This is a genomic window from Labrenzia sp. OB1, from assembly GCF_001624695.1.
In the GTDB taxonomy this organism is placed as follows: domain Bacteria; phylum Pseudomonadota; class Alphaproteobacteria; order Rhizobiales; family Stappiaceae; genus Roseibium.
The window spans coordinates 51,926-70,458 of record NZ_JSEP01000018.1 but is presented as its reverse complement, the minus strand read 5'-3'; the positions used below and the strand labels follow the sequence as shown (position 1 = coordinate 70,458).

Below are 18,533 nucleotides of genomic sequence, written 5' to 3'. Positions count from 1 at the left end.
ATTACGCCTCCTCCGCAGCATGGGCCCGTGAAGGCGTGAACAACCGGGTGATGGCCGGCCGGAACATGTGTTCGAGCGCGCCTGCAAACAGAATGACCAGTCCCTGGATGACGATGATCATGTCGCGGGTGATGTTCGGCATTTCGAAGGACAGCTCAGCGCCGCCCTGGTAGAGCATGCCGAACAGGATCGCCGCCAGAACGATTCCGACCGGATGCGCGCGTCCCATAAGGGCCACCGCGATGCCGACAAAGCCGTAGCCGGCGACAAAATCGATCAACAGGCGGTGCTGCGATCCCATGATCTCGTTGATCGCCATCATGCCCGCAAGCCCGCCGGAGATCAGCATGGTGATGACGATGGTGCGGACCGGCGAAATACCGGCGTAGACCGCGGCCGTCGCGTTGGCGCCGAAGGAGCGGATTTCGAAGCCGAGTTTCGTCCGCCAGATCAGCAGCCAGATCAGAACGCAGGCGGCCAGTGCGACGAACAGGGACAGGTTCACCGGAGCGTAGCCAAAACCGAAGGAAGGAAAGACCTCGTTCAGGAACGGCAGCCGGCCGCCCGCCTCGAACGTTCGCGTTTCCGGCTGCATGGAGCCCGGTTTCTTCAACGCGCTGTTGAGCAGATAGACCATCAGCGACGAAGCGATGAAGTTGAACATGATGGTCGTGATGACGACGTGGCTGCCGCGTGTCGCCTGCAGCCAGGCGGGAATGAACGCCCAGGCGGCCCCCATCAGCGCCGAGCCGATGATCGCGAAGGGCAGTGTCACGTACCAGGGCACAATGTGATCGAGAGCAAGACAGGCGAAGGTGACGCCGAGCCCGCCGATATAGGCCTGCCCCTCACCACCGATGTTGAACAGCCCGGCATGGAAGGCGACCGCGACGGCAAGCCCGGTGAAGATGAAGTTGGTGGCGTAAAACAGCGTGAAGCCGATGCCTTCGCCATAACCAAGCGAGCCCCAGATCAGGATCCGAACCGCTTCCAGCGGGTTCTCCCCGATCAGAACGACCACAAGGCCGGACACCAGAAAGGCCGCCGCAAGGTTCACAAACGGGATCAGGCCGTAGTCGACCCAGCGCGGGAGCTGACCGGTACTCATCGGGCGTCTCCTTCTACAGACATTTTCGCGTTGTCCTCCACACCCGCCATGAGCAGGCCGAGTTCGCCTTCGTCCGCGTTGGCGCCGCGCTCTCCGACAATCCTGCCGTCGAACATCACCAGTATCCGGTCCGCAAGCGCCCGGATTTCATCGAGTTCCACCGAGACCAGCAGGATACCCTTGCCGGCATCGCGCAGTTCCACCAGGCGGCTGTGAATGAACTCGATCGCACCGATATCGACACCGCGTGTCGGTTGACCGACCAGCAGCACGTCCGGATCCCGCTCGATCTCCCGCGCCAGAACGATCTTCTGCTGATTGCCGCCGGAAAAACTGGCGGTCTTGAGCATCGGGTTGGGAGGGCGAATGTCGTATTTTTCGATCTCGGCGACCGCGTTTTCCTTGATGGCTGAGATATTCATCAGCAGACCGCTGGAATAGGCCGGATCTCGGTGATAGCCGAGAATGGAATTCTCGTACTCGGAGAAACTGTTGATCAGACCCATGCGGTGACGGTCTTCCGGGACGTGCCCCATGCTTTTTGCGCGCATGTCCGCCGCGTCCAGCGTGCTGGTGCCCAGATCGATGGTCTGACCGTTGATCCGGAGCGTGCCGCCGGTCGCACGGCGGATTCCGGAAAGCGTTTCCAGCAGCTCCGACTGACCGTTGCCCGAGACCCCGGCTATGCCGACGATCTCGCCGGCGCGGACGGAAAAACTCACATCCTTGACCACTTGAACACCGCGTTGGTCGGTCACGGACAGGTTCTCCACCTGCATGACCGGCTCCGCAGGCACGGCCGGTTTCTTGTCGACCCGCAAAAGCACGCTGCGGCCGACCATCAGCTCGGCCAGTTCTTCCATGGAGGTGTTCCGGGTCTCACGGGTCGCCACCATCTCGCCGCGGCGCATGACGGAGACGCTGTCGGTCGCAGCCATGATTTCGCGCAGCTTGTGCGTGATCAGCAAGATGGTCTTGCCTTCGTTCTTCAGGACCTCGAGAATCTTGAACAGGTGATCGGCTTCCGGCGGGGTCAGAACGCCGGTCGGCTCGTCGAGAATCAGGACCTCGGCACTGCGATACAGCGCTTTCAGGATTTCCACCCGCTGCTGAAGACCGACCGGCAGGTCCTGTATGAGCGCGTCCGGATCGACGCGCAGTTCATATTCCTCCTCCAGGCGCTTCAGCTCGATGCGCGCCCTGTCGAGGCCACCGGCCAGCATGGCGCTGTCTTCCGCGCCCAGAACGACATTTTCCAGAACGGTGAAATTATCGACCAGCATGAAGTGCTGATGCACCATGCCGATGCCCATGCCGATAGCCGCCTTGGAATCGGCAATCGTGACCTTCTCGCCGTTGACGAGAATGTCGCCGTCATCGGCGTGGTAAAACCCGTAGAGGATCGACATGAGCGTGGACTTGCCCGCGCCGTTCTCTCCGATGATCCCGTGAATGGATCCCTTCTTCACCACAAGGTCGATATCCCTGTTGGCGTGGACCGGACCAAAGCTCTTGCTGATCCCGCGCAGTTCAATTGCCGGCGTTTCGCTCATGCCTTCCCCCAGGCCTGACGGATTTTATTTGTCATTGTGTCGCCCCTTCGGATCCTAACGGTCTGCAGCGTGACGCGCATTGCCTAAAAAGGACATGCCCCTTCAGAGACGACGTCATGCACCTTGACGGATCCGTCGGAAATTCCCTTGACCGCCGCCTCCACAGCCGCTTTCATGTCCGACGTGATGAGATCCCTGTTATTGTCGTCCAGCACCCAGTCCATGCCGCCATCCGCCACGCCCAGCACCTGGATGCCCGGCTTGAAGGTTCCATTTCGGGCAGCAAGGAAACTGTCGTGGACCGCATTGTCGACCCGCTTGCGGATGGAGGTCAGCACTTTGCCCGGATGCAGGCCGTTCTGGTTGCTGTCGGTCCCGATGCCGAGAATCCCGGCGTCGGCGGCCTTTTGCAGAACACCGATACCCGTGCCGCCCGCGGCCTGGATGATCACGTCGGCTCCCCGCCGGATCTGCACCGTCGCCAGTTCGCCACCGCGTATCGGATCGGCGAAGGCGGCCGGTGTGTCTCCGGTCATGTTGAAGAGCACCCTGATGTCAGGATTGACGGCGAGCGCGCCCTGCTTGTAGCCGCACAGAAAGCGCCGGATGATCGGGATATCCATACCGCCGACAAAACCGATGGTACCGCTTTTCGAGGCCTTGGCCGCGAGCAGACCGGCGAGATAGGCGCCTTCCTGCTCCTTGAAAACGTAGGAGCGGACATTCGGCTTGTCGACGACCATGTCGACGATGGCAAAATTCGTCTCCGGAAAATTCGAAGCCGTCTGGGTGAGGGCGTTGGCCTGATTGAAACCGATGACGACGACCGGTTCAAAACCGCGGCTGGCGAAACTGCGCAAGGCCTGCAGGCTCTGGGCATCGCGTTCCAGCTCGAACTCGCGGACCGGGCTGCCGGTCTCGTCCTGAAACCGCTTCACACCGGAATAGGCGCTTTCGTTGAAGGATCCGTCGAACTTGCCGCCGACGGAATAGATGATTGCCGGTTCGGCGAAGGCTGTGGCCGCGGCGAGCACGGCGGCAATCGCCGTACCGAAGACAACAGATGTGAATCGGATCATTCGGTCCCCCTCAATCCGCCCATGCGGCAGACGGTCCCTGTGCCTTCCGCGTCCGGGTGAACACGGACAGGATATTCTGAAACTCTGAAATCGACCGGCCTGCCTTCATGCGTTTGCGCGTGAAGGCAGGCCGGCACTTATGTGCGGATTTGAGCTTCCTCAGTCCGGGCAGGCCTGATCGGCCATGTAGTCATGCACTTCGATTTCGCCGGTGATGATCTTCTGGGTCGCTTCTTCGACCACTGCCTTCATCTCGTCGGAAACGAGCGGAGCATTGTTGTCGTCCAGAGCCCAGTCGACACCGCCCTCTTTCAATCCGAGAACCTCGAAACCGGACGTCCATGCATCGTTCTGCGCGTCTTCAAAAGCCTGATAAACGGCGATATCGACGCGTTTCAGCATGGAGGTTAGAACAGAACCGGGATGCAGGCCGTTCTGGTTGCTGTCGACACCGATGCCGAGCTTGCCGCCGTCCGCAGCAGCCTGCAGCACGCCGATGCCGGTGCCACCGGCCGCGTGATAGACAACGTCCGCGCCGCGGTCGAACTGGGACTTGGCCAGTTCGCCACCCTTTACCGGGTCGTTCCAAGCCGCGCCTGTAGTCCCGGTCATGTTCTCGAAGACTTCAGCGTCGGGGTTCACGGCCCGGACACCCTGCTTGTAGCCGCAGGAGAATTTGCTGATCAGCGGAATGTCCATGCCGCCGACGAAACCGACCTTGCCGGTCTTGGAGGACATCGCTGCCATCATGCCGACAATATAGGAGCCTTCATGCTCCTTGAAGAGAATGGACCGCACGTTCGGCAGATCGACAACCATGTCGACGATGGCGAACTGGGTGTCCGGAAACTCCTTGGCGACTTTTTCCACCGCGTTGGCCTGGGAGAAACCGATGGCAACGATCGGGTTCATGCCACGCTTGGCGAAATTGCGCAGCGCCTGTTCACGCTGGCTGTCGTTCTGGATTTCGAAATCCCGGTATTCGACGCCGTTGTCTTCCTTGAACTTTTCAGCGCCGTTGTAGGCACCTTCGTTGAACGACTTGTCGAAACGGCCGCCCAGATCGTACAGAACGGCCGGCTTGATATCCGCCGCTGCCGCGCTCATCGCCGACAAGGCCAGTCCGGCAAGCGCCGTGCCGATGGTTAGAAACTTTTTCACGTGTATGTCCTCCGACATGCGGGGGCCCACCTTCGGCCGGCCCGTTTCCCCTCGTGACCCAGCCGCGTCATGCGGACTGTGCCAGTTGCAATCCGGCCCGTGTGCTCAGAGCCCTCGCAAGGGTCTCGTCGGTCACCAGGTCGGTAATGACACCGGTGCGCAGGGCTGCAAGTGTGGCGTCCACCTTGCTTTCCCCGCCCACCAGCGCAATCACGCGGCTGCCGCGCACTTCGTCGAAGTGCAGCCCGACGGCACAATCGCCGAGCGTATCGGGCGCCAGTTGTCCGTCAAGCGTCAAGAAGCGGCCCATCAAATCACAGACGGCGCCGACTGACAGCAATTCTTCCTGTTCCTGTTTCGAAATCATGCCACGCCGCACGAGGTGGCCTTCGTTCTCCACCGAACCGATGCCAACCAGGAAGGCGTCGGACCCGCCGGCTCGCGCCATGAGATCCTGCACGCTGCGCTGGGTCAGGAACATCGCCTTCTCGTCGCGGTTTTCGGCAAAATAAGGCACGGGCAGGTAATAGCCGACCCCGCCTGTGCGTTCCTGCATTTTCTGGATGATATCGTAGGGGTTGGCGGCAAGCGTTCGCGTCAAAGACCCGCAAATCGACATGATTTCCAGATCCGGGCGGGTAATTTTAGGCAGCGCCTCGACCGTGGCCGTGAGCGTGCGTCCCATGCCCACACCAAGCCGCGTGAGGTTGGATCCACCCAGAAGAGCCGCCAGGAACTGCGCTCCGGAGGCGGCGACCGCCCGCACGGCGCTGTCATCGTCGCAGCCACCAAGATCCGGAGCGACGATGCAATTCGTCAGATGGAAGTGATCGGCGAGCTCATTTTCCAGCTTCAGGCATTCCATCGGCCGCCCATCGACCTGGAATTTCACATACCCCGCCTTCTGGGCGTGAGCGATCAGGCGATGAACCTTCGCGGGTGACACCCCGAGCTGAGAAGCAATTTCTCCTTGCGTCCGGCCGCCCACGAAGGAAAGCCAGGCCGCCCGGATGGCCATATGTGATGTCCAGTCGTCGTCACGCACCTGCATTCCGCCTCGACACCTTCCCCTGAAGGCGGCCCGCACCTGCCGGAAACACATTCCGGAGCCGGTTACGACCACCCGCGCCTTGCTTCGTTTTGAAGCTTCTTGTTGTTGCCAGGCAATTCTCGAAATGAGGCGCCTGAAAATTTCTTCACCAAGTGAGGATTTCTTCAGATCATGACCAGCCACAACGCTGACGTCAACCGAAAAAACTGCCGATTTTCCGGACAAATGATGCTTTTCTAGGCAAATTTACAACCTGCGCACGACATAAGCGAAACCGGCAATTTTTGCCGGATATTTGCCCCGGAATGGCGGAATGCGGCAATTCTTGCCTGGTAATCCGGCATTTTATCCCTATCTGTGTATAACATGCACTCCGTGCGCATTTGATTTTGCCAGCCAAATTCCTTTCCGGTACGTTTGGCATGTAGCTTGCAAAGTAAATTTATATTCTCAGTACAGGCATTCGATGTTCCTACGTAGGAATCACAAGGAACGAAAAGTAAAGAAATACAAAAATAAAATAATCCGGGGAGACGTAACCACCCAGCCGCGAGGCTGACGTAAGGAGAAAAACAATGCGTCTCGGCATTATAAAACTGTGTGCACCAGCGTTTGCGAAATTACTGTTTCTTTTCTGTGCGGTCTTCATGCTCACCGCGCCTTCAGTCGCGCGGGACTATCGCCCGGCCCTGATTGCCTCATCGCAATATACGTATGATCCGGCGAGCGAAGTGGACGTGGAACTCGTCCTGGCCGTCGATATTTCCCAGTCCATGGACACCGAAGAACAGGAAGTCCAGCGTGCCGGCTATGTGGCCGCCCTCACGTCGCGGGAATTCCTCGACGCCATCCAGGTCGGGCCGATCGGCCGGGTCGCCGTTACCTATATGGAATGGGGCGGCGTCGATGAGCATTTCATCATCGCCGACTGGACCGTCATCCGGGATGCGGGCTCGGCCTCTCATTTCGCCTCCAAGATTGCAGAAGCGCCCTTGCGCCAGGTTCAACGCACCTCGATTGCTTCCGCACTGGAGAAATCCGTTCAGTTGGTTCAGAACAACCAATATATGGGTCTTCGCCAGGTGATCGACATTTCCGGAGACGGCCCGAACAACCAGGGCGGTTCGGTGACCGAAATGCGCGACCGGATGGTGGCCGCGGGCGTGACCATCAACGGGTTGCCGCTGATGATGAAGTCCAACAAGAACACCTGGCAGGCCATGCTCAACCTCGACCACTACTACGAGGACTGCGTGATCGGCGGTCCGGGGTCCTTCGCCATTCCGGTGCGCTCTCAAGAGGGGTTTGCCGACGCGATCCGCATGAAACTGGTGATGGAAATCGCCGGACTGACGCTGCCGCAACACGAAGCCCAAGTGCACAAGGTTGCGGGCCGCGAACCGATCCGCTGCAACCTGTTCGACTGAGAGCTGCACCTTCTCCTTCAGCTACCCGCCGCGTTCCCGCTCGGAGCGCGGCGTTTTTGCATGCCGGCCCGGGAAACTCCCACCGTCCTTTTCGACGGCCCGGGTCTTTTCCCTCGGCAATATACGTGTAACGTCCCATCTTCCTTTGCCTAAAGCGCTTTGAGCGGCTAAATACATCCGGCCGCTGTTGTTTTTGCAGATTGAGGATCCTCGATGCCCTCCAAGCCCACGCTCGCGCTCATCGCGCATGACGCCAAAAAGGATGCCATGGTTGAATTCGCCCGGCGGCACCGCGACAAGCTGGAGGACTTCAACCTCGTCGGAACCGGGACAACCGGTGGACGCATACAGGACGCCTGCCCCGGTCTGGAAATCACCCGGCTGAAAAGCGGTCCTTTGGGCGGCGACCAGCAGATCGGGGCCATGATCGCCGAAGGCAAGCTGCAGGGGCTGCTGTTTTTTGTCGATCCGCTGTCGCCGATGCCGCATGATGTCGATGTGAAAGCCCTGATGCGACTGGCGCTTGTCTATGATCTGCCGATGGCACTCAACCCCTCAACGGCGGACATTCTGCTGCGCTCGGCCCGTCTGACAGGCCTCAAGACAAGCTCCCAGACCCCGGAAGTGAGTGCCTTCGCATCATGAGTCTTGAGACACCCCAAAATTCCTTCGCCTATCCTGTTCTGGTTGCCGATATCGGCGGCACAAACGCACGCTTTGCTCTGGTGGACGGGCCCAATACCCCGGCTCGCATGTGCGGAAAGACGGCGACCGCCGGTCATTCGGACATTTCATCGGCCATCCGCAACGCGGTGCTGCCGGGAACGAATTTCACTCCCAGAACAGCGATCATCGCCGTGGCCGGACCGGTGACCGGCGATGTCATTCCGCTGACCAACGCCGCGTGGGTGATCGAACCCCTGAAGATGATTGCCGATCTCGGCCTGCAGCAAGTCGTTGTTCTGAATGACTTCGAAGCCCAGGCACTGGCGCTGCCCGCATACAGCGGCGGCGATGTCGAGCAGATCGGTCCGGGCGAGATCCGCGACGCCACCGCGAAATTCGTGCTCGGCCCGGGAACGGGCCTCGGCGCGGCCGCGATGATCCACGCTGCCGACACCTGGATTCCCGTTCCCGGAGAAGGCGGGCATGTGGAGCTCGGCCCGGTCACGCCGGAGGATTTCGAGATCTGGCCGCATATCGAAAGGGTCGGAGGCCGTCTCGGGGCCGAGCAGATCCTGAGCGGGACGGGTCTGCCGCGCCTGGCACGGGCGGTTGCCCGGCATATGCGCAGCGAGCGCGCTTTCGAAACGCCGTCCAGTATCACCGCCGCCGCGAAGGACAACGACCCGGTCGCGGTCAAGACCCTGGAAGTGTTTGTGCGCTGCCTCGGCCGGGTCGCCGGGGATCTGGCGCTCACCGTGCTTGCCCGGGGCGGTGTCTATCTGACCGGCGGCATCACACCCCGGATCACCCGGTTCCTGACCGACGGCGGGTTTCGGGCCGCCTTCGAGGCGAAAGCCCCGCACGAGGCGCTGATGGCCAAGATACCGACCTTCATCGTCCGCCACCCGAACCCGGCGCTGGAAGGTCTGGTGGCTTTCGCCAAGACCCCGGACGCCTTTGCCGTCGACATGCAGGGCCGGCATTGGAAGAGTGCTGCCTCGCAGACCTGATGCAATGGTGAGCGTTCCCGCCTTCGCCGCCCCCCTGCCGATTGACGGTGTCCTTGAGGCCCTTCTCGACACGCTGGACAGGAGCCCCAACGCGGTTCTGGTGGCAGAGCCCGGCGCCGGCAAGACCACCCGCGTTCCGCTCGCGCTTCTGGGTGCGCCCTGGCGGCAGGACGGCAAGATCCTTGTGCTGGAACCAAGGCGTCTCGCCGCGCGGGCCGCCGCCCGGCGCATGGCCGAGGAACTGGGCGAGCGTGTCGGCGAAACCGTCGGCTACCGGGTGCGTATGGAAAACAAAGTCAGCGCCCGGACCCGGATAGAGGTGATCACCGAAGGTGTGTTCACCCGGCTCATCCTGAACGATCCGGAGCTGACCGGCGTTGCCGCCGTCCTGTTCGACGAATTCCACGAGCGCTCGCTCGACGGCGATCTCGGTCTGGCGCTTGCACTCGATGTGCAGTCGGCTTTGCGCGAAGATCTTCGCCTCCTGCCGATGTCGGCAACTCTGGACGCGGCGGGAATATCGACCTTCCTGGGCGATGCCCCTGTAATAGAGAGCAAGGGGCGGAGCTTTCCCGTCGAAACCCGCTATCTCGGCCGCACGCCGAATACGCGTATCGAACCGCAGGTGGTCCGCGCCATTCAACACTCCATCGCCGCTGACAGCGGCTCACTTCTGGTTTTCCTGCCCGGCCAGGGCGAGATCCGGCGCACAGCGGAGTTGCTCACCGGGAAGCTTCCCGGCAATTGCGTTATCGCTCCCCTGTACGGCGGTCTCGATGCCAGGGCGCAGGACGAGGCGATCCGGTCCGCGCAACCCGGCACACGCAAGATCGTTCTAGCAAGCGCCATCGCGCAGACCTCGCTGACCATCGAAGGCGTCCGCGTGGTCATCGACAGTGGTCTGGCGCGTGTGCCGAGATACGAGCCGCAAACCGGTCTGACCCGGCTGGAAACCGTGCGCGTGTCGCGCGCCACCGCCGCCCAGCGGCGCGGCCGGGCCGGCCGGACGGAAGCCGGTGTCTGCTACCGGCTGTGGGACGAAGCCCAGACCGTCGCCCTGCCGCAATCGGAAACGCCGGAAATCCTGGAGGCCGATCTCACCGGCCTCGTTCTGGACCTGGCCGCCTGGGGCACCAGCGATCCGGACAGTCTTTCCTTCGTCGATCCCCCGCCACGCGCCGCCTGGGCGGAAGCCAAAGCGCTGCTGCAGGACCTGCATGCGCTCGATGCCACCGAACGATTGACCCGGCAAGGCAAAGCACTCGCGGATCTGCCGCTCCACCCGAGGCTCGCGCACATGGTTCTGGAAGGCGTGAAGCAGAACCTCGGTCACACCGCCGCGCTGACCGCACTGCTGCTCTCCGAACCCGGGCTCGGCGGGCGCGACCCGGACATCCGCGCCCGCCTGCAAGCACTGCGTCACGACAAGAGCCAAAGGGCGATGGATGGCCGCAGCCTTGCCGAACGCTGGTTGAAACAGGCCCATGGTTCCGGCCGCGAAGTCGATATCGAAAGTGCCGGCAGGCTGTTGGCTTTGGCCTACCCGGATCGTATCGCGCAAGCCCGCGGCCAGACCGGCCGCTTCCGCCTCGCCAAGGGCCGGGGGGCCGAGCTTGAGCCTTCGCACGGACTTGCGGCAGAACCCTTCCTGACCGTGGCCGACATTCAGGGAAAGGCGGCCAGCGGCCGCATCCAGCTTTGCGCCCCGATCACAAAGACCGAGATCGAAGAGCTTTTCGCCCCGGACATCGTCGAGGAGGAAGAAGTTCAGATTACCGGTGACGGAGCGCTCAAGGCGAGGCGCGTGCGGCGCTACAAGGCCGTCGAGCTTCAGGCCGTTCCGGTCAAGGCTGCCGACCCTGAAGCCATCGCAAGAGCGCTCACCGCGGAGATCCGCCGCCGTGGCGTCGGAAGGCTTCCGTGGAACAAGGACCAGGAGCGGCTGCGCAGGCGCGCTGCCTACACCCGCGACAACGGCGCGGCCGATCTGCCGGATCTTTCGGAGAAGGCGCTTACTGAAAGCCTGGAAACCTGGCTAGAGCCCTTTCTGGCAGGCTGCACCAGCGTCTCCGCGATTGACGCCGGTCTGCTTGGGACTGCCCTGTCGGCCCTCCTGCCCTATGACGCCAGCGCGCAGCTCGACGCGCTCGCCCCGTCGCATTTTACCGCCCCCACGGGAAGCCGGGTGCCGATAGACTATGGCGCGGCGGCCGGTCCGACACTGTCGATCCGCGTGCAGGAACTCTTCGGTCTCAGGGATCACCCCAGCGTCTGTGGAGGACGGCTGCCGCTTATCCTGGAACTGCTCTCCCCCGCCCAGCGCCCGATCCAGATCACCAGGGATCTGCCCGGTTTCTGGGCCGGTTCCTGGTCGGACGTGAAGGCGGACATGAAGGGACGCTATCCAAGACACCCCTGGCCAGACGATCCGACCGTTGCCGAGGCGACACGGCGGGTGAAACCCCGGGGTAGTTAAATTTGGGGGCTTGCGTGTGATACGGCTGCGCCGTTTACCCCCATCCCGAGCCCTTCCCCACAAGCAGGAAGGGGATCAGGCAGAGAACCGCGCCTTCCGCGTTGCTTCACCTCATACCAGCCGCAACAAATAAGAACCTATTGGATGGTTTGTTGCGGCTGGTATCAATCGTCGGACGCGGCCACCAGGCTGGCGTTGCCGCCGGCGGCGGCCGTGTTGATCGAGACGACCTGTTCCAGGGCGAACCGGGTAAGGTAGGCCGGGCCGCCGGCCTTCGGGCCGGTGCCGGAGAGGCCGGAGCCACCGAATGGCTGGGTGCCCACTACCGCGCCGATGGTGTTGCGGTTGACATAGACATTGCCGACGGAAAGCCGGTCGACGACCTTCTTGACCGTCGCGTCGATGCGGCTGTGGACGCCGAGCGTCAGGCCGTAACCGGTGGCGGCGATCTGATCGAGCACCTTGTCGATGTCCTTTGCCTTATAGCGCACAACATGCAGGACGGGACCGAAGACCTCGCGGGTCAGGGCCCCGGACGTGTCCAGCTCGATGATATGGGGAGCCACCCAGGACCCATTGGCGAGTGGTCCCGAAGGCGTCTCGCCCGAATAGCGCAGGGTCTGGCTTTCCCGCATGTCATCGATATGGGCAACGATGGCATCGCGGGCCTCCTCATCGATGACCGGACCGATATCGGTGGACGACAGGCGCGGGTCATCCAGTTTCAACTCTTTCGCGGCGCCTTCCAGCATCCGCAGCAGAGGGTCGGCGACGTCTTCCTGAACATAGAGAAGCCGCAGGGCCGAGCAGCGCTGCCCGGCGGAACGGAAAGCGGACATCATGACATCGTCGCAGACCTGTTCCGGCAGGGCGGTCGCATCGACGAGCATGGCATTGATGCCGCCGGTTTCGGCGATCAATGGAACGATCGGGCCATTCTTGGCAGCAAGCGTCCGGTTGATCGCCCAGGCGGTTTCAGTCGATCCGGTAAAGGCGACGCCGGCCACGGCGGGATGAGAGGTCAGCGCGGCGCCAATGTCGCCTTCACCGGGGACCAGCAGGAAGGCATCCTCGGGGATGCCGGCCATATGCATCAGTCTTGCGGTCTCGAAGGCAATCAGCGGCGTTTGCTCGGCGGGTTTGGCCACGACGGCATTGCCGGCGACAAGCGCAGCGCTGACCTGGCCCAGAAAGATCGCCAGCGGGAAATTCCACGGCGAGATGCAGACGAAGACGCCGCGCCCGCGATGGCGGTAGCGGTTTTCCTCGCCGGTTGGCCCGGGCATCAGATACCCTTCCCCGAAAAACTTGCGGGCTTCGCCGGCGTAGTAGCGGCAGAAATCGACCGCTTCACGGATCTCCGCGATGCCGTCGGTCAGGCATTTACCGCCCTCCATCGCCAGAATTGCCATCAACCGGTCGCGGTTTTCCTCCAGAAGGTCGCCGAGCCTTTCCAGCGCGGCGGCGCGCTCGTTGACCGGCCGGCGCGACCAGGTCTCGAACCCTTTCAGCGCGACGTCCACGGCCTTGCGCGCGGTCTCCACATCCGCGAAGCGAACCGTGCCGACTTTCGTGCTTCCATCCATGGGCGCAAAGACCGGATGAGCGTCGCCCGATCCGGTCAGACCCGCGCCGAGCGGACCGGCCTCGGTGAATGGCGCGGCGAAGGCAGCCATACCCGTCACCAGCGCGTTGCGTTCCGCCGCACAGCCGAATTCCAGGCCCTTCGAGTTGCCGCGACTCTCGCCGTAAAGATCTCCGGGCAGCGGTATGGACCGGTTGATCGCATGTTCGCCGTTCTCGAGAATTCTCGCGGGCCGTTTCAACAGCTCGCGGACAGGAACCGACGCGTCACCCACGATGGTGACGAAGGAGGAGTTCGCGCCGTTTTCCAGCAGCCGGCGGACGAGATAGGCAAGCAAGTCCTTGTGCCCGCCCACCGGAGCATAGATCCGGCACGGGAAACCGTCGCGCTCACAGACCGACTTGTAGAGGCTTTCGCCCATGCCATGCAGACGCTGGAATTCGTAGCCTTCCGCGGAACTTCCCGAAAGCTCGATTATCTGCGCCACGGTCAGCGCGTTATGCGTTGCGAATTGCGGATAGAGCACGTCACGGGCTGCCAGCATGCGCTTCGCACAGCACAGATAAGCGAGATCGGTCGCCGCCTTGCGCGAGAAGACCGGGTATCCGTCGGCGCCGTTTTCCTGGGCGTGCTTGATTTCCGTATCCCAGTAGGCGCCCTTTACCAGACGCACCATCATTCTGCGGCCTGTCTTGCGGGCGGCATCCACCAGCCAGTCAATGACCTCTGGACTGCGTTTCTGGTAGGCCTGTACCGCCAGACCGAAGCCCTCCCAGTCTTTCGTGACCGGATCGGCAAGCAGTGCGGCGATCACATCAAGCGATATTTCCAGACGGTCGGCTTCCTCGGCATCGATCGTGAAGTTGAGATCGCGGTCCCGGGCCATCTGCACCAGCTCGCGCAGCTTCGGCAGCAATTCGTCACGCACCCGTTCCCCCTGGACCGCCTGGTAACGCGGGTGGAGAGCCGACAGCTTGACCGAAATCCCCGGCCGGTCCGGTAGCGGCTTGTCGCCCGCGGCCTTGCCTATTGCCTCGATAGCCTTCGCATAGGACTGGAAATAGCGCTCGGCGTCCGCAGCCGTGCGCGCGCCCTCCCCGAGCATGTCATAGGAATACCGATACCCTTTGGCTTCCTGGGTCTTGGCACGATCCAGCGCCTTCTGGATGGTTTCGCCAAGCACGAACTGGTGTCCGAGCAGGTGCATCGCCTTGCGGGTCGCCAGGCGCACCGTCGGCATTCCCATGCGTTTGACCAGGCTGGAGAGAACGCTCTGCGGCGTGTCGCCCGGGTGCAGAAGCCGGGAGGTGATCCCAAGGGCCCATGAGGAGGCCGATACCAGCCAGGTATCGGATTTGTGGCCGGAAGGATCGTCGAACCGGGCCGCCGCCAGCTTGTCCTCGATCAGCTTGTCCGCGGTCACGGCGTCCGGCACACGCAACAGCGCTTCAGCCAGAACCATCATCGCCAGACCTTCGCGCGTCGTCAGACCGAACTCGCGCATGAAGTCTTCCACACCGCCAAGACCGACCTGAACCGAGCGCATGTCCTGAATATAGCCGCGTGCCCGCTGATCGATCAGTTTTTCCACCACCGGATCGCCCGCCGCCTCCTTCAGCATCGCCTCGATCAGCACCCTGTCATCGGGTGCATAGGCGGCGCGGAACGGCACAAGATCCGCATTGTCAATCGGCGTCACAGAAGCAGAGGTGGGGGCAGCGGCAGAAATCATGGAAACCTCCAAAACAGCACCATGGGAAACCTGGGCGTTACATTTCGCCACAATACCGGATTTCACATGGCGATTTTCCCTGTTTTTCATTCATTTCATGAGATATTATTCGCTTAGTTTGTTCTTTATAGAGATTTTCGCCATGCTCGATGCCGTAGACCGGAAGATTCTGAGAGTTCTGCAGCAGGACGGCCGTATCACCAACACGGACCTTTGCGAGCGAGTGAACCTTTCGGCGACGGCCACGGCGGAGCGCATGAAGCGACTGGTCCGGGAAGGCTATATCGAACACTTCTCCGCCAGTCTCGATCCCAGCAAAGTCGAGCGGGGTCTGCTTGTATTTGTCGAAGTCCGGTTGGAACGGACATCACCGGAGATCTTCGACGCGTTCAAACACGCGGTCGAGCGCGCCCCGGATATTCTGGAATGTCATATGGTGGCGGGCGGTTTCGATTATCTGCTCAAAAGCCGGGTAAGGGACATGGAGGCCTACCGTGCTTTTCTGTCGGATGTGGTGCTGGCGCTTCCCGGCGTTCGCGAAACCCATACATATGCGGTGATGGAAGAGATCAAGGACACGCATATCCTGCCGGTGTAACATTGCGATCGGCTTTGTGAGACTGGACGTAATCAAGCTCGCCGCCGTGTCAATCGGGCGTCCCGGCAAATGCGTTCACAAAGCATTGTCTTGACCGTGTCTTGCCGCCCGCGCAAGGGACAGACACCGCACAAGGGGGAAAAACAATGTCTCGACTGCTCGCCGCACTAGCTCTGTTTTTGCTGCTGCCGGCGCCAATTCAAAGCTTTGCGCAGGACAGCGCGCCTTCCCCCGAGTGGCAGACCACGCTGGACGCGGCCAAAGGCCAGACCGTCTATTTCAATGCCTGGGGCGGCGAACCGCGCATCAATGCCTTCGTCGCCTGGGCCGGCCGCGAGGTCGAGCGGGACTTCGGTGTACGTATCGTTCATGTGAAGGTCAGCGACACGGCAAGCGTGGTGTCGCAGGTCCTGACCGAAAAATCGGTCGGCAAGACTTCAGGCGGCGCAGTCGATCTCATCTGGATCAACGGCGAGAACTTCGCCTCCATGAAGGAGACCGGGCTGCTGGCCGCCCCCGGCTGGGTACAGACCCTGCCCAACTGGCGTTATGTGGACGTGGAGAACAAACCGACCGTGACCGTCGACTTCACCGTGCCGACGGATGGCCAGGAAAGCCCCTGGGGAATGGCCAAGCTGGTTTTCATGCACGACAGCGCCAGACTGCAAAAGCCGCCGGCGACGCTTGACGCGCTGCTGGCCTTCGCAAAAGACAATCCCGGACGGTTTACCTATCCGCAACCGCCGAATTTCCACGGCACGACTTTCCTGAAACAGGTTCTGGTCGATACGATCCCGGAGCCGGACCTCTTGTCGAAGCCCGTCGGCGAGGCGGACTTCGATACCGCCACCGCGCCGCTGTTTGCCTATCTGGACGCATTGAACCCGGTGCTCTGGCGCCAGGGCAAGGCGTTCCCGCAGGACGCCGCGCAATTGCGCCTGCTTCTGGCGGACGGCGAACTGGACATCGCCTTCACCTTCAATCCGGGAGACGCCGCCGCAGCCATAGCCAACGGTGAACTGCCGCCCAGCGTGCGCAGCTTCGTTCTTGACGGCGGCACAATCGGCAATACGCATTTCGTTGCGATCCCCTTCAACAGTTCCGCCCAGGAAGGCGCCAAGGTGTTCGCCGATTTCCTGCTATCGCCGATGGCCCAGAGCCGCAAGCGCGATCCGAAGATCTGGGGCGATCCGACCGTGCTGAATGTGGCGGGCCTGCCGGACAACGAGAAAGCCCTGTTCAAGGCCCAGGACTTCGGCCCGGCCGCGCTTTCGCCGCAGGAACTCGGGCCCGTGCAGCCGGAGCCGCATCCCAGCTGGGTCAGTGCGCTGGAAGAGGCCTGGGCGATCCGCTACGGCACCCGATAAGTGAGACCCCTTGCCGAAAACTGAGGGCCTTCCGGACGTTCCGACCGTCCTTGTGATCACCTTGCTGGCAGGTCCGGTTCTGGCTGGTCTTGCAGGCACCGTATTGCCCGCTTTCGGCTATCTGCCTGTCCTTGGACATGACGCCTTTTCCGGCGACCCGTTCCGCAAGCTTTCTTCGATGCCGGGCCTGACGACTTCCGCCGCGCTCAGTTTCGGCACCGGCATTACGGCCTCCCTCATGTCGCTGGCAATCGTGCTTGTCTTTACGGCCGGCTGGGCCGGAACGAACACATTCCGCCGGTTGACGCGGTTCCTGTCGCCGCTCCTGTCTGTGCCGCATGCGGCCGCTGCCATCGGTCTGGCGTTCCTGATCGCTCCCTCGGGATTTCTGGCCCGCCTTGTCTCTCCATGGGCGACGGGCTGGACCCGTCCGCCGGACATATTGATCCCCGGCGACCCTTATGGCCTTGCCATGACTTTCGGGCTGGTGGCCAAGGAAGTTCCGTTTCTTTTCCTGATGACGCTCGCCGCGCTGAACCGCCCCCATGTTCAGGATTATCTCAAGGCCGGAGCAAGCCTCGGCTACGGCCGCATGGCGACGTTTTTCAAGATCGTCTTGCCGCAGATCTATCCGCTGATCCGCCTGCCGGTGCTGGCGGTGATCGCCTATGCCACTTCGGTTGTCGATGTGGCCGTGATCCTGGGTCCGACGACCCCACAGCCCCTGGCCCCGCGCCTGGTGGGCTGGATGAACGATCCGGACCTGTCCCTGCGCCTCATGGCTTCGGCCGGAGCGTTGCTTCAGCTTCTTGTCAGCGCCGGCGCGCTGCTTGTCTATCTGACCCTCGAGTTGCTTGCCGGATATTGTTTGCGCGCGCGCTTCGCCAATGGCCATCGGCACCCCCATGAAATCCCGGCCAGAAGTTTCAGTCTCTTGCCGATGCTGCTGATCGTCATCACCATGAGCCTGTCCCTGGTGCTTCTCGGGATCTGGTCGCTTGCAAAGTCGTGGTGGTATCCCGCAAGCCTGCCGCAGGCATGGAGCCTTGCCCGCATGCTGGACGGCCTCAAATCCGGAGGCGAGAGCCTTGGTGTCACGCTGGTCATCGCCTGTGGCGCCGCAGTCGTCGCAACCGCCCTTACGCTCTGGCTGCTGGAGGCGCGCGGCAACGCCGGGAGACGTGAAACCGGGCGGTTAAAGGCACTGATCTTTCTGCCTCTTCTGCTTCCGCAGATCGGCTTCCTCTTCGGCCTGCAAATGTTCTTTCTGCTTGCCGGGCTGAGTGGCAAGCTGACGGGCGTGCTGCTCGCCCATCTGATCTTCGTCTTTCCTTACGCGTTTCTCGCCCTGAGCGACCCCTGGGGGCGGCTCGACCCGCGCTACGCCAAGGCCGCCCGATCCATCGGAGCAAGCCGGGCCCGGGTCTTCTTCCGGATCCAGCTGCCGCTGCTGCTGCGCCCGGTGCTGGTGACCTTCGCCGTGGCCGCAGCCGTTTCCACCGGGCAGTACCTGCCGACGCTCATGATCGGCGCGGGGCGGGTGGTGACGGTCACGACGGAAAGCGTTGCCCTTGCGAGCGGCGGAGACCGTCAGATCGCCGCCCTCTACGCCCTCCTGCAACTGGTCGTCCCGCTGGCGGGCTTCACTCTGGCGGCGCTTGTCCCGGCGCTGGTTTTCAGGAATCGTGCCGCCATGCGGTTGGAAAGGTAACACTCGGGC

General features: G+C 62.2%; 13 protein-coding genes. 7 read left to right on the top strand and 6 right to left on the bottom strand.

Annotation, left to right across the window (positions count from 1 at the left end; translation table 11 throughout):
• Nucleotide 1: 1 nt before the first annotated feature.
• The 5 genes from OA90_RS20740 to OA90_RS20720 all read right to left on the bottom strand — a co-directional run bounded on the left by OA90_RS20740 (nucleotide 2) and on the right by OA90_RS20720 (nucleotide 5,952).
• Nucleotides 2-1,108: an ABC transporter permease gene (locus OA90_RS20740; RefSeq protein WP_068416800.1), complete on the bottom strand. Its 1,107-nt coding sequence runs from the start codon at nucleotides 1,106-1,108 to the stop codon at nucleotides 2-4.
• Complete coding sequence (locus OA90_RS20735) at nucleotides 1,105-2,661, bottom strand: ABC transporter ATP-binding protein (RefSeq protein WP_068416797.1); 1,557 nt, start codon at nucleotides 2,659-2,661, stop codon at nucleotides 1,105-1,107. The genes OA90_RS20740 and OA90_RS20735 overlap by 4 nt, the downstream gene beginning before the upstream one ends.
• Before the next feature lie 83 nt (nucleotides 2,662-2,744).
• Nucleotides 2,745-3,740: a BMP family ABC transporter substrate-binding protein gene (locus tag OA90_RS20730; RefSeq protein WP_068416794.1), complete on the bottom strand. Its 996-nt coding sequence runs from the start codon at nucleotides 3,738-3,740 to the stop codon at nucleotides 2,745-2,747.
• 159 nt (nucleotides 3,741-3,899) lie between these two features.
• Nucleotides 3,900-4,901: a BMP family ABC transporter substrate-binding protein gene (locus OA90_RS20725; RefSeq protein ID WP_068416977.1), complete on the bottom strand. Its 1,002-nt coding sequence runs from the start codon at nucleotides 4,899-4,901 to the stop codon at nucleotides 3,900-3,902.
• A 67-nt stretch (nucleotides 4,902-4,968) separates the two neighbouring features.
• On the bottom strand, nucleotides 4,969-5,952 hold the full coding sequence (locus OA90_RS20720; protein WP_208986228.1) for a sugar-binding transcriptional regulator: 984 nt from the start codon (nucleotides 5,950-5,952) through the stop codon (nucleotides 4,969-4,971).
• 575 nt (nucleotides 5,953-6,527) lie between these two features.
• Between OA90_RS20720 and OA90_RS20715 the strand changes: the two genes are divergently transcribed.
• The 4 genes from OA90_RS20715 (at nucleotide 6,528) to hrpB (ending at nucleotide 11,531) form a co-directional block, all read left to right on the top strand.
• The gene (locus tag OA90_RS20715; RefSeq protein WP_208986227.1) at nucleotides 6,528-7,379 is read left to right on the top strand and encodes a DUF1194 domain-containing protein; all 852 of its coding nucleotides are present in this window, start codon (nucleotides 6,528-6,530) and stop codon (nucleotides 7,377-7,379) included.
• Between the two features lie 213 nt (nucleotides 7,380-7,592).
• Nucleotides 7,593-8,024, top strand: a complete 432-nt coding sequence (locus OA90_RS20710; RefSeq protein ID WP_068416791.1) for a methylglyoxal synthase — start codon at nucleotides 7,593-7,595, stop codon at nucleotides 8,022-8,024.
• Nucleotides 8,021-9,055, top strand: coding sequence for a glucokinase (gene glk / locus OA90_RS20705; protein WP_068416788.1), 1,035 nt, complete (start codon nucleotides 8,021-8,023; stop codon nucleotides 9,053-9,055). Before OA90_RS20710 ends, glk begins: the two co-directional genes overlap by 4 nt.
• Nucleotides 9,056-9,059: 4 nt before the next feature.
• Nucleotides 9,060-11,531, top strand: a complete 2,472-nt coding sequence (hrpB, locus tag OA90_RS20700; protein WP_068416785.1) for an ATP-dependent helicase HrpB — start codon at nucleotides 9,060-9,062, stop codon at nucleotides 11,529-11,531.
• 164 nt (nucleotides 11,532-11,695) lie between these two features.
• Here hrpB and putA read toward each other — a convergent pair whose 3' ends face one another.
• Nucleotides 11,696-14,848 (bottom strand): bifunctional proline dehydrogenase/L-glutamate gamma-semialdehyde dehydrogenase PutA, encoded by a 3,153-nt coding sequence (gene putA / locus OA90_RS20695; RefSeq protein WP_068416782.1) that lies wholly within the window; start codon nucleotides 14,846-14,848, stop codon nucleotides 11,696-11,698.
• A gap of 142 nt (nucleotides 14,849-14,990) precedes the next feature.
• On the opposite strand from putA, the gene OA90_RS20690 reads away from it, so the two are divergent.
• The 3 genes from OA90_RS20690 to OA90_RS29090 all read left to right on the top strand — a co-directional run bounded on the left by OA90_RS20690 (nucleotide 14,991) and on the right by OA90_RS29090 (nucleotide 18,524).
• Complete coding sequence (locus OA90_RS20690; RefSeq protein WP_068416970.1) at nucleotides 14,991-15,446, top strand: Lrp/AsnC ligand binding domain-containing protein; 456 nt, start codon at nucleotides 14,991-14,993, stop codon at nucleotides 15,444-15,446.
• 146 nt (nucleotides 15,447-15,592) lie between these two features.
• Nucleotides 15,593-16,813, top strand: coding sequence for an ABC transporter substrate-binding protein (locus tag OA90_RS20685; RefSeq protein ID WP_068416777.1), 1,221 nt, complete (start codon nucleotides 15,593-15,595; stop codon nucleotides 16,811-16,813).
• Between the two features lie 10 nt (nucleotides 16,814-16,823).
• Nucleotides 16,824-18,524 (top strand): ABC transporter permease subunit, encoded by a 1,701-nt coding sequence (locus OA90_RS29090; protein ID WP_082837179.1) that lies wholly within the window; start codon nucleotides 16,824-16,826, stop codon nucleotides 18,522-18,524.
• Nucleotides 18,525-18,533: the final 9 nt, after the last annotated feature.

Bases quoted from the DNA above. Each gene is read 5' to 3' on its own strand.
- OA90_RS20740 (WP_068416800.1), bottom strand. From the start codon at position 1,108: ATGAGTACCGGTCAGCTCCCGCGCTGGGTCGACTACGGCCTGATCCCG.
- OA90_RS20735 (WP_068416797.1), bottom strand. From the start codon at position 2,661: ATGAGCGAAACGCCGGCAATTGAACTGCGCGGGATCAGCAAGAGCTTT.
- OA90_RS20730 (WP_068416794.1), bottom strand. From the start codon at position 3,740: ATGATCCGATTCACATCTGTTGTCTTCGGTACGGCGATTGCCGCCGTG.
- OA90_RS20720 (WP_208986228.1), bottom strand. From the start codon at position 5,952: ATGCAGGTGCGTGACGACGACTGGACATCACATATGGCCATCCGGGCG.
- OA90_RS20715 (WP_208986227.1), top strand. From the start codon at position 6,528: ATGCGTCTCGGCATTATAAAACTGTGTGCACCAGCGTTTGCGAAATTA.
- OA90_RS20710 (WP_068416791.1), top strand. From the start codon at position 7,593: ATGCCCTCCAAGCCCACGCTCGCGCTCATCGCGCATGACGCCAAAAAG.
- glk (WP_068416788.1), top strand. From the start codon at position 8,021: ATGAGTCTTGAGACACCCCAAAATTCCTTCGCCTATCCTGTTCTGGTT.
- hrpB (WP_068416785.1), top strand. From the start codon at position 9,060: ATGGTGAGCGTTCCCGCCTTCGCCGCCCCCCTGCCGATTGACGGTGTC.
- putA (WP_068416782.1), bottom strand. From the start codon at position 14,848: ATGATTTCTGCCGCTGCCCCCACCTCTGCTTCTGTGACGCCGATTGAC.
- OA90_RS20690 (WP_068416970.1), top strand. From the start codon at position 14,991: ATGCTCGATGCCGTAGACCGGAAGATTCTGAGAGTTCTGCAGCAGGAC.
- OA90_RS20685 (WP_068416777.1), top strand. From the start codon at position 15,593: ATGTCTCGACTGCTCGCCGCACTAGCTCTGTTTTTGCTGCTGCCGGCG.